General features: G+C 68.2%; 10 protein-coding genes. 7 read left to right on the forward strand and 3 right to left on the reverse strand.

Annotated features, from left to right (window positions below):
* Positions 1-73: 73 nt before the first annotated feature.
* Positions 74-1,564, reverse strand: a complete 1,491-nt coding sequence (locus ABT115_RS21575; protein ID WP_351792200.1) for an oligopeptide:H+ symporter — start codon at positions 1,562-1,564, stop codon at positions 74-76.
* Between the two features lie 490 nt (positions 1,565-2,054).
* On the opposite strand from ABT115_RS21575, the gene ABT115_RS21580 reads away from it, so the two are divergent.
* A complete protein-coding gene (locus ABT115_RS21580) occupies positions 2,055-2,732 on the forward strand; it encodes a response regulator transcription factor (protein ID WP_351792203.1) in 678 nt (225 codons plus the stop codon).
* A 15-nt stretch (positions 2,733-2,747) separates the two neighbouring features.
* Positions 2,748-4,013 carry a sensor histidine kinase gene (locus ABT115_RS21585; RefSeq protein WP_351792206.1) on the forward strand — a complete coding sequence of 422 codons (1,266 nt, stop codon included), beginning with the start codon at positions 2,748-2,750 and terminating at the stop codon, positions 4,011-4,013.
* 41 nt (positions 4,014-4,054) lie between these two features.
* Here ABT115_RS21585 and ABT115_RS21590 read toward each other — a convergent pair whose 3' ends face one another.
* On the reverse strand, positions 4,055-4,579 hold the full coding sequence (locus tag ABT115_RS21590; protein WP_351792209.1) for a GtrA family protein: 525 nt from the start codon (positions 4,577-4,579) through the stop codon (positions 4,055-4,057).
* Between the two features lie 173 nt (positions 4,580-4,752).
* Between ABT115_RS21590 and ABT115_RS21595 the strand changes: the two genes are divergently transcribed.
* Genes ABT115_RS21595 through ABT115_RS21605 form a run of 3 tightly spaced genes read left to right on the forward strand, consistent with a single transcriptional unit; the run spans position 4,753 to position 7,641 of the window.
* A complete protein-coding gene (locus ABT115_RS21595; RefSeq protein WP_502969138.1) occupies positions 4,753-5,904 on the forward strand; it encodes a 5-(carboxyamino)imidazole ribonucleotide synthase in 1,152 nt (383 codons plus the stop codon).
* Positions 5,901-6,440 carry a 5-(carboxyamino)imidazole ribonucleotide mutase gene (purE, locus tag ABT115_RS21600; RefSeq protein ID WP_351792214.1) on the forward strand — a complete coding sequence of 180 codons (540 nt, stop codon included), beginning with the start codon at positions 5,901-5,903 and terminating at the stop codon, positions 6,438-6,440. Before ABT115_RS21595 ends, purE begins: the two co-directional genes overlap by 4 nt.
* 7 nt (positions 6,441-6,447) lie before the next feature.
* Positions 6,448-7,641, forward strand: a complete 1,194-nt coding sequence (locus ABT115_RS21605; RefSeq protein ID WP_351792217.1) for a dipeptidase — start codon at positions 6,448-6,450, stop codon at positions 7,639-7,641.
* A gap of 226 nt (positions 7,642-7,867) precedes the next feature.
* Here the strand turns inward: ABT115_RS21605 and ABT115_RS21610 are convergent, their stop codons facing one another.
* Positions 7,868-9,211, reverse strand: a complete 1,344-nt coding sequence (locus ABT115_RS21610) for a UDP-glucose dehydrogenase family protein (protein ID WP_351792316.1) — start codon at positions 9,209-9,211, stop codon at positions 7,868-7,870.
* 201 nt (positions 9,212-9,412) lie between these two features.
* On the opposite strand from ABT115_RS21610, the gene ABT115_RS21615 reads away from it, so the two are divergent.
* Positions 9,413-10,570, forward strand: a complete 1,158-nt coding sequence (locus ABT115_RS21615; protein WP_351792220.1) for an acyl-CoA dehydrogenase — start codon at positions 9,413-9,415, stop codon at positions 10,568-10,570.
* Between the two features lie 346 nt (positions 10,571-10,916).
* A complete protein-coding gene (locus tag ABT115_RS21620; protein ID WP_351792223.1) occupies positions 10,917-11,282 on the forward strand; it encodes a nuclear transport factor 2 family protein in 366 nt (121 codons plus the stop codon).

Genomic DNA, 11,282 nt, shown 5'->3' on the forward strand with positions numbered 1-11,282 from the left:
GAAGGGCCGCTGCACCGACCTCGGGTTCCAGGAGTCGGTGCAGCGGCCCTTCGTACCACCGGGGTTCGGTGCGTCAGCGCACGTCGCCCATGAGCTGCTTGACCTTGCCGCGGTACGTGAAGATCGCGACACCCGCGGCAACGGCGAGGAAGGCCTCCAGCGTGACCACGCCGGTGCCGTTGAGCTCCACACCCGCGATGGAGAGCAGACCCGTGATGCAGTCACCGGCAGTGACGGCCAGGAACCAGACACCCATCATCTGGCTGGCGTACTTGGCCGGAGCCATCTTCGTGGTGACGGAGAGACCAACCGGAGACAGCGTCAGCTCGGCGAGCGTCTGGACGAAGTAGATCGCGACCACCCACATCGCGCCGGCCTTGTTTCCGTCGGCCGCGATCGTCAGCGGTATCAGGAAGAGGAAGAACGACGCACCGGCCAGCACCAGGCCGGAGCTGAACTTCACGATGCTGCTGGGCTCCTTGCCACGGCGGTTCAGCGCCAGCCAGAAGGTGGCGAAGACCGGGGCCAGCGACATGATCAGGACCGGGTTGACCGACTGGTACCAGGAGACCGGGAATTCCCAGCCGAAGACACTGTTGTCGGCCGACGAGGCGGCGAAGAGCGCGACCGTCGAACCGCCCTGGTCGAAGATCATCCAGAAGATGGCGGCGGCGGCGAAGAACCAGATGTAGCCGGACATCTTCGACTGCTCGGTGGCGCTGAGTTCCTTGTCGCGCTTGATGCGCACCAGGACGACGATCGGAATGACCAGGCCCGCGATGGTGATGGGGACCAGGAGCCAGTTGAGCGTGTAGACGCCGGTGACGACCGTGACGATGTAGAAGACGGCCGCGACGGCCAGCCAGATCATGCTCTTGCGCAGCGTGCTCGCCCGCTCGGCGGCGGACAGCGGCTTCGGGACGACGTGGCTGCGCTCGCCCAGGTGGCGGGTGCCCGCCAGGAACTGGAGAAGTCCCAGCCCCATGCCGAGCGCGGCGAGCGCGAAGCCCAGGTGCCAGCTGACGTTCTCACCGATGGTGCCGATGATCAGCGGCGCCGCGAAGGCACCCGTGTTGATGCCCATGTAGAAGATCGTGAAGCCACCGTCTCGGCGCGGGTCGTCCGGGCCGTCGTAGAGGTGGCCGACCATCGTCGAGATGTTGGACTTCAGCAGACCGGAGCCGATGGCGACCAGTCCGAGACCTGCGAAGAAGGTGGCCTGCGTGGGCAGCGCCAGCGCCAGGTGGCCGATCATGACGACGGTACCGGCGACGGCGACGGTCTTGCGGGGACCCCAGACACGGTCGCCGAACCAGCCGCCGGGCATGGCGAGCAGGTAGACCAGCGACACGTAGACCGAGTAGATCGCCGTGGCCGTGGCCGGGTTCATGTGAAGCCCGTCGGGGGCGATCAAGTAGAGAGGGAGCAGGGCTCTCATGCCGTAGTAGCTGAAGCGCTCCCACATCTCGATCATGAAGAGAGTGGCCAGGCCGCGGGGGTGGCCGAAGAAGGTCTTCTCCGATCCAGAAGTACTGGCCGAGTCCTTCGTCAGGCTGGACGCCATGGTCGATCCTTGCTTGCTCGGGACGCGACGCCTCGTAAGCGTTACGCGCCCGGTGGGGGGAGGCCGGCACCGAAACGGCCGGGTCCCACCCCCACGCCTGACAGGGGATTCGTCCCGACTGCCGGGCTCGCCGAGGAGCCGACTGAAGGAGACGGGGACCGACCGCATCGGGATCCACGCCCGGCGCGCATTCTTGCGCTCCAGGCCCGGCCGCAGGTCATTCACTGGGTTCACGACTGGCGGGTACCAGCCGGCAGAACAAAAAGACCCTTGGCGCTAAAAGCTGCCCAAGGGTCCTTGAGTAGTGCAACAGGCGTCGAGCAACCATACGTCACGACACTGCCGGATTTGAAAGGACTTGAGATATGGATCACAGGTCATGGTGGAGCCGCACTCCCGTATTCGAAGGCCCTTCTCCGCTTTCCTCACGGACCCGCAGGCCCTTCAGATCACCTCACAGCACCCGCCCGGCGCGGACTACCATCACTCCATGACCCGTGTACTGCTCGCCGAGGACGACGCATCCATCTCGGAGCCGCTGGCCCGCGCCCTGCGTCGGGAGGGTTACGAGGTCGAGGTCCGCGAAGACGGTCCGACCGCACTCGACGCCGGCCTCCAGGACGGAATCGACCTGGTCGTACTCGACCTGGGCCTGCCCGGGATGGACGGCCTCGAAGTTGCCCGCAGGCTCCGTGCCGAAGGCCACACCGCGCCGATCCTGGTGCTGACCGCCCGCGCCGACGAGGTGGACACCGTCGTCGGCCTGGACGCGGGCGCCGACGACTACGTCACCAAGCCCTTCCGCCTGGCCGAACTACTCGCCCGCGTCCGGGCGCTGCTGCGCCGCGGCGCCACCGAACCCGCTCCGCAGCCTGCCACCCACGGCGTCAGGATCGACGTCGAGTCACACCGGGCCTGGATGGGTGACGAGGAACTCCAGCTCACTGCCAAGGAGTTCGACCTGCTGCGGGTCCTGGTCCGCGACGCCGGCCGGGTCGTCACCCGTGACCAGCTGATGCGCGAGGTCTGGGACACCACCTGGTGGTCGTCGACCAAGACCCTCGACATGCACATCTCCTGGCTCCGCAAAAAACTCGGCGACGACGCGGCCAACCCCCGCTACATCGCGACCGTGCGGGGCGTCGGCTTCCGCTTCGAGAAGAGCTGACGTGCAGAAGCAGTCATGCGCCGCAGACTGATCAACTCCACGCTCGCCGTGGTGCTCGTGGTGATTTCCGTCTTCGGCGTCTCCCTCGTCATCGTCGAGAGCCGCACCATCAGCAACAGCGCCCAGGAGAGCGTCGACTCCGAGGCGCTGCGGCTGATCAACGTCGTCGAGAGCCGGGTCCTGGCGGCCGAACGGATCAACCCCTCGCTGCTCGCCGAGCAGATCTCCAGCAAGCGCTACGCACGGGTCGAGATCCCCGGACGCGCCCCCCTCGAAGTCGGTACGCGTCCCACCGGCAGGGTGATCAGCAGCACGGTCGAGGGAGAGGAGGGCGAGCGCGTCACCGTGGAGGAGTCCAGATCAGCCGTCACCCGCGAGGTCGGCCGCACCCTGCTGATCATCGGTGCGGTGGCGCTGCTGGCCATCATCTCGGCCGTGCTCCTCGCCGTACGCCAGGCCAACAAACTGACCTCGCCGCTGACGGACCTCGCCGAGACCGCCGAACGCCTGGGCTCCGGCGATCCGCGCCCGCGGCACAAGCGGTACGGAGTACCGGAGCTGGACCGGGTCGCCGACGTCCTGGACTCCTCCGCCGAACGGATCGCCCGGATGCTGACCGCGGAACGCCGGCTGGCCGCCGACGCCTCGCACCAGCTCCGCACACCGCTGACCGCGCTCTCCATGCGGATCGAGGAGATCTCGGTCACCAATGATCTGGACACGGTGAAGGAGGAGGCGAACATCGCCCTCACCCAGGTCGAGCGGCTCACCGATGTGGTGGAGCGACTGCTGACCAACGCCCGCGATCCGCGTACCGGCTCCGCCGTCGTCTTCGACCTCGACGAAATCGTCAAGCAGCAGATCGAGGAGTGGCGCCCGGCCTACCGGGGCGAGGGCCGCGCCATCGTCCGCTCCGGAAAGCAGGGGCTGCGGGCCGTCGGCACGCCGGGCGCGGTCGCCCAGGTGCTGGCCGCACTGATCGAGAACTCACTGATGCACGGCGGCGGTACGGTCGCGCTGCGCACCCGGGTCACCGGCAATCAGGCGGTGATCGAGGTCACGGACGAGGGCCCGGGCGTGCCTCCGGACCTCGGTGCCAGGATCTTCGAGCGGACGATCAGTGGCCGCAACTCCACCGGCATCGGCCTCGCGGTGGCCAGGGACCTCGCGGAGGCGGACGGCGGCCGCCTCGAACTGCTCCAGCAGCAGCCGGCGGTCTTCGCCCTGTTCCTCAGCCGGGTGGCCCTGAACAGACAGGATCCGGAACGCCCGGTGCGGTGAAAGCTAGTGCCGCGGCAGGCAACGTTTGCCCTGTCGCGGCACTAGCGCCGCACCGGGCGCTCCTTGACCCGCGGCACCTGCTCCGTACGCCCCTGCTTCAGGAAACCCTCCGGGCTCAGCACGGCCTCCTTCGCGGGCAGCGCCCTGAACACCCAGGTCCGGTAGGACCAGAAGCGGAACAGTGTCGCGATGCCGATCCCGAGGATCTTGAAGACATTGCTCTGGGCCGGGCTGTCCCACCCGAACCCGTACGTCGCCGTGAACAGCACACCGGTCTCGATGACCGCCCCCACCCCGCTGAACAGCAGGAACAGCGTCAGCTCCCGGGTCCGCCCGCTCTTGTCGCGGTCCCGGTACGTCCAGTAGCGGAAGCCGACGTAATTGAAGAGGATGGCGACGAACGTCGCCATCAGACCTGCCCGCACCACCGGGATGTCCGTGGTGCGCCAGAGCAGGTTGGACACGCCCATATTGACCACCAGGCCGAATGCGCCGACCGCGCCGAACTTGGCGACTTCCCGGGCCAGCAGATCCAGCCTGGCCCGCAGTACGCCCCGTTCGCTCATGGTGATCGCTCAGCCCGTCTGTCGGTTACGTCAGCCCAGCCATGCTAACCAGCCCGCCGATGGGTTTTCTGTGAATCTCCTGTCAGATGTGGCCATGCTGTGACGTACCTGCCCGCCGCGGCAGACGGAGGCCGTCGTCGGGCGACCCCGCGGGCGGCGGATACCCTGGAGGAGTGACGTTCCCGGTAGTCGGCATGGTCGGCGGCGGTCAGCTCGCCCGTATGACCCACGAGGCGGGCATCCCCCTCGGCATCAAGTTCAAGCTCCTCAGTGACACCCCCCAGGACTCGGCGGCCCAGGTGGTGAACGAAGTCGTCGTCGGCGACTATCGCGACCTGGACACGCTGCGTGCCTTCGCGCGCGGCTGTGACGTGATCACCTTCGATCACGAGCACGTACCGACCGAACACATGCGGGCCCTGGAGGCGGACGGCATTCCCGTACGCCCGGGACCCGATGCGCTGGTGCATGCCCAGGACAAGGGGGTGATGCGCGCGAAACTCGACGAGGTCGGTGCGCCCTGCCCCCGCCACCGCATCGTGAAGGACCCGGCCGACGTCGCGGCCTTCGCGGAAGAGGTCGGGGGCTTCCCCGTCATCCTCAAGACGGTCCGCGGCGGCTACGACGGCAAGGGCGTCTGGGTGGTCCGCTCCGAGGCGGACGCGGCCGACCCCTTCCGGGCCGGTGTCGCGGTCCTCGCCGAGGAGAAGGTCGACTTCGTACGGGAGCTGGCGGCCAATATCGTCCGCTCGCCGCACGGCCAGGCCGTCGCGTACCCGGTCGTCGAGTCGATCCAGGTCGACGGGGTCTGCGACACAGTCATCGCCCCCGCCCCGGAGCTGGACGAGCGGCTCGCGGGCGAGGCCCAGCAGCTCGCTCTCCGTATCGCCTCCGAGCTCGGCGTCGTCGGCCACCTCGCCGTCGAACTCTTCGAGACCCGTGGACCCGACGGAACGCCCGGCATCCTGGTCAACGAGCTCGCGATGCGCCCGCACAACTCCGGGCACTGGACCCAGGACGGCGCGATCACCTCGCAGTTCGCCAACCACGTCCGGGCCGTCCTCGACCTGCCGCTCGGCGACCCCCGCCCGCGCGCGACCTGGACGGTCATGTCCAATGTGCTCGGCGGCGACTACCCGGACATGTACCAGGCGTATCTGCACTGCATGGCCCGCGACCCGCAGCTCAAGATCCACATGTACGGCAAGGATGTGAAGCCCGGCCGCAAGGTCGGACACGTCAACACCTACGGCGACGACCTGACGGACGTGCGTGAGCGCGCCCGGCACGCGGCCGACTACCTGCGAGGAACGATCACCGAATGACTTCCCCCGCCACCGCCGCGCCGGTCGTCGGCATCGTCATGGGCTCGGACTCCGACTGGCCCGTCATGGAAGCAGCGGCCAAGGCCCTCGACGAGTTCGAGATCCCCTACGAGGTCGACGTCGTCTCCGCCCACCGCATGCCGCGCGAAATGATCGCGTACGGCGAGCACGCGGCGGACCGCGGCCTCAAGGCGATCATCGCGGGCGCGGGCGGCGCCGCCCATCTGCCCGGCATGCTCGCCTCCGTCACCCCGCTGCCCGTCATCGGCGTCCCGGTCCCGCTGAAGTACCTGGACGGCATGGACAGCCTGCTCTCCATCGTGCAGATGCCCGCCGGTGTCCCCGTCGCGACCGTCTCGGTCGGCGGCGCACGCAACGCGGGCCTGCTCGCCGCACGCATCCTCGCCGCCCACGACAGCGACCTGCGGGCCCGCATGGCCGAGTTCCAGCAGGAGCTGAACGACCAGGCGACGGAGAAGGGCAAGCGGCTGCGCAGCAAGGTCGAGGGCGCCGACTCCTTCGGCTTCGGGAAGTAGGCCCCCGATGGACCAGCTGAAGCGGGCCGCGGAGCTCCTCGCCGAGTACCCCGTCGTCGACGGCCACAACGATCTGCCATGGGCGCTGCGCGAACAGGTCGGCTACGACCTGGACGCCCGTGACATCGCCACCGACCAGTCCGCCCATCTGCACACCGACATCCCGCGGCTGCGCGCCGGCGGCGTCGGCGCCCAGTTCTGGTCCGTCTACGTACGGTCCGACATGGCGGGCGACGAGGCCGTCAGCGCCACCCTCGAACAGATCGACGTGGTCGCCGAGCTGATCGGACGCCACCCCGCCGACCTGCGGCGCGCCCTGACCGCCGACGACATGGAGGCGGCCCGCGACGAGGGCCGTATCGCCTCCCTGATGGGCGCCGAGGGCGGCCACTCCATCAACAACTCGCTGGGCACCCTGCGCGCCCTGCACACCCTGGGCGTCCGCTACATGACGCTCACCCACAACGACAACATCGCGTGGGCGGACTCGGCGACCGACGAGCCGGGCGTCGGCGGTCTCTCGCCCTTCGGCCACGAGATCGTACGGGAGATGAACCGCACCGGCATGCTGGTCGACCTCTCCCATGTGGCGGCCACCACGATGCGCGACGCGCTCGACACCTCCACCGCGCCGGTGATCTTCTCGCACTCCTCGTCGCGCGCGATCTGCGACCACCCGCGCAACATCCCCGACGACGTCCTCGGCCGGCTCCTGGCCAACGGCGGCATCGCCATGGCGACCTTCGTACCGAAGTTCGTCCTCCCGGCGGCCGTCGCCTGGACCCATGCCGCGGACGAGAACATGCGCGCCCACGGCCTGCATCACCTCGACACCACCGCGCAGGCCATGAAGATCCACGCCGCCTTCGAAGCGGCCAACCCGCGCCCGATGGCCACCGTGGCGACGATCGCCGACCACCTCGACCACATGCGCGAGGTCGCCGGGATCGACCACATCGGCATCGGCGGCGACTACGACGGCACGGCCTTCCTCCCGGAGGGCCTCCAGGACGTCGCGGGTTACCCGAACCTGATCGCGGAGCTGCTCGGGAGGGGCTGGTCCACCGCCGATCTCGTCAAGCTCACCTGGCAGAACGCGGTACGGGTGCTGCGCGACGCCGAGGACGTCGCACGCGAGCTGAGCACGCACCGGGCCCCGTCCCACGCCACGATCGAGCAGCTGGACACCCCGGCAGGCTAACGACCTGGGGAGCAATAGGGAGCGGGCTCCCGACGCCCTGCGACTCCGCCTCCCGCGTTGTCGTCGGTCACCGACGCTCCGCGTCGCCTCCCTCCTCCGCCTTGGATTCGAAGCCGCATGACGCCGCTCGCTGATCCACTCCCTATTGTTCCCCAGGTCGTAAGTGCCGCGCCCGCGCGCACCCACCGCGCGGGCGCGGCTGACACCGGCCCGAAGACCGGATGCGTCAGGCCTTCGGGCGCCCCATCGCCCGGTACGTCCAGCCGGCCTCGCGCCACAGCTCGCCATCGAGCGTATTGCGGCCGTCCAGGATGATCCGGCGGTACGCGACCTCGCCGAGCGCCGCCGGGTCCAGCTCGCGGAACTCGCGCCACTCCGTCAGATGCAGCACCACATCCGCGCCACGCACCGCGTCCAGCGCCGAGTCCGCGTAACCGAGGGTCGGGAAGAGCCGCCGGGCGTTGTTCATGCCCTTCGGGTCGAAGACCGTGACCTGACCGCCCTGCAGATGTATCTGCCCGGCCACGTTCAGCGCCGGCGAGTCCCGTACGTCGTCCGAGTCCGGCTTGAACGTCGCACCCAGGACCGCCACCCGCTTGCCGAGGAACGAATCGCCGCCCACGGCCTCCCGGGCTAGCTCCACCATGTGGCCGCGGCGCCGCATATTGATCGAGTCGACCTCGCGGAGGAAGGTCAGCGCCTGGTCCACGCCCAGCTCACCGGCGCGCGCCATGAAGGCCCGGATGTCCTTCGGCAGACAGCCGCCTCCGAAGCCGATCCCGGCCCGCAGGAATTTGCTGCCGATTCGCTCGTCGTGCCCGATCGCCTCGGCCAGCTTCTTCACATCGCCGTCGGCGGCCTCGCAGATCTCCGCCATGGCGTTGATGAACGAGATCTTCGTGGCCAGGAAGGAATTCGCCGCGGTCTTCACCAGTTCGGCGGTCGGGAAGTCCGTCACCACGAACGGCGACCCTTCGGCGACCGGCACCGCGTACACCTCGCGCAACAGCTTCTCGGCTCGCTCGCTCGCCACGCCGACGACGATCCGGTCCGGGTGCAGGGTGTCCTTCACGGCGAAGCCCTCGCGCAGGAACTCCGGGTTCCAGGCCAGCTCCGCTTCCGCACCCACCGGCGCCAGCTCCGCCAGCCGCGCCGCGAGCCGGGCCGCCGAACCCACCGGCACGGTCGACTTCCCGACGACCAGGGCAGGCCGGGTCAGATGCGGTGCCAGTGACTCGAAGGCGCTCTCGACATAGCTCATGTCGCAGGCGTACTCGCCGTGCTTCTGCGGAGTGTTCACACAGACGAAGTGCACATCGCCGAAGGCCGCCACCTCTTCCCACGAGGTGGTGAACCGCAGCCGTCCGGTGGCTCCCTCGATGCCCTCCACATGCTTGCGGAGCAGCTCTTCGAGGCCCGGCTCGTACATCGGGACCTTGCCGGCGCCCAGCATCTCGATCTTCTCGGGCACGACATCGAGGCCGAGCACCTCGAAGCCCAGTTCCGCCATGGCCGCGGCGTGGGTGGCGCCGAGATAGCCGGTGCCGATCACAGTGATCCTGAGGGCCATGTAGTGCTCCTGGGAGATGCGGACAGACGTGCGGTGAATGAGCATAGTCGTGCTCCCCGAAGGCCCGGTTTCCGGCTGCCTGCGCAGCTTGTACCACCCCTGTCGTGAAGCTCACGCACGCTTTGCATAGGCCAGCGCGGGACCGGCGCTCTAATATTGGGTTACTTAACGGTAGTTAGCGTCTATTGGGGAGTGAGCGTCTTGGCGGGTTCGACCGATTTCAACCTGTACCGTCCGGCCGAGGAGCACGAGATGCTCCGCGAGACGGTGCGTGCGCTCGCCGAGGCGAAGATCGCCCCACACGCGGCAGCGGTGGATGAGGAGGCGCGCTTCCCGCAGGAGGCGCTGGACGCCCTGACTGCCGCGGACCTGCACGCCGTGCACGTACCCGAGGAGTACGGCGGCGCGGGCGCCGACGCTCTCGCCACGGTCATCGTGATCGAGGAGGTGGCCCGTGTCTGCTGCTCCTCCTCCCTCATCCCGGCCGTGAACAAGCTCGGCTCGCTCCCCGTGATCCTCTCCGGCTCCGAGGACCTGAAGAAGAAGTACCTGGGCCCGCTCGCCAAGGGCGACGGCATGTTCTCGTACTGCCTCTCCGAGCCCGAAGCGGGTTCCGACGCGGCGGGCATGAAGACCAGGGCCGTACGTGACGGCGACTTCTGGGTGCTCAACGGTGTGAAGCGCTGGATCACCAACGCGGGCGTCTCCGATTACTACACGGTCATGGCCGTCACCGACCCGACCAAGCGCTCCAAGGGCATCTCCGCGTTCGTCGTCGAGAAGTCGGACGAGGGTGTCTCCTTCGGCGCCCCGGAGAAGAAGCTCGGCATCAAGGGCTCCCCGACCCGCGAGGTCTACTTCGACAACGTCCGTATCCCCGCCGACCGCATCATCGGCGAGGAGGGCACCGGCTTCGCCACCGCGATGAAGACTCTGGACCACACCCGCATCACGATCGCGGCACAGGCCCTCGGCATCGCGCAGGGCGCCCTCGACTACGCCAAGGGCTACGTCCAGGAGCGCAAGCAGTTCGGTAAGCCGATCGGCGATTTCCAGGGTGTTCAGTTCATGCTCGCCGACATGGCCATGAAGCTGGAGGCCGCCCGCCAGCTCACCTACTCGGCCGCCGCCAAGTCCGAGCGCCTCGATGGCGACCTCACCTTCTTCGGTGCCGCCGCCAAGTGCTTCGCCTCCGACGTCGCGATGGAGATCACCACGGACGCGGTCCAGTTGCTCGGCGGCTACGGCTACACGCGGGACTACCCCGTGGAGCGGATGATGCGCGATGCGAAGATCACGCAGATTTATGAAGGCACGAACCAAGTGCAGCGCATCGTCATGGCGAGGAACCTGCCGTAAGACGGTTCTTGCCTTGGCGTCCGGCCCCCGATGGCGCATCGGGGGCCGGACGTGTGTATGCGGCCAAGAGGGGGGAGTCCGATCGAGCGGTTCGCCCGCACCGGGGAATGGTCGGCCGGGTAGCGGCCCGCGTGACGGCCGGGCGCGGATGCCCCTCGGGCCGCTACCCCGACTGGATTGGACGAGATGGCGACCGGCTTCGGTGAGAACGGTCAGGACACCGAGGCAGTTGGCGATCAACCCAGCCATAAATGGTGACGGGAGATGACGTCATCGCCCGTGTCGCTGCTTGCGTTACGTGAACTATTCGCTGTGACGTGACGAGGAACATCCGTAGGGTCCGTGCATGGCAGATAAGAGTGAGCGGGCCGTTCAAGCGGCCATTGACGCGGAGATGCGGCTTCTCGACCCTGACGTGCGTGCTTCGGCGGTCCTGGTCTCGGAGCTCCTGGACCCGGAGTTCCTCGAGATCGGAGCGTCGGGACGGCGCTGGGACGCGACGTCGATCCTCACGGTGACGAGTGACGGTTCGGTGACCCCCGAAGCTCCGGTCGAGGTCAGCGATATGACCGGGGTCGTGCTCGCTCCTGGCATCGTCCATCTGACGTACTTCGCCGACCACGGCGGGCGCCGGGTATGGCGGAGCTCCGTGTGGCGTCTGACGGAAGTGGGCTGGCGCATGTACTTCCACCAGGGCACTTTGACGAGCTGA

Source organism: Streptomyces sp. NPDC001832, assembly GCF_040297265.1.
In the GTDB taxonomy this organism is placed as follows: domain Bacteria; phylum Actinomycetota; class Actinomycetes; order Streptomycetales; family Streptomycetaceae; genus Streptomyces.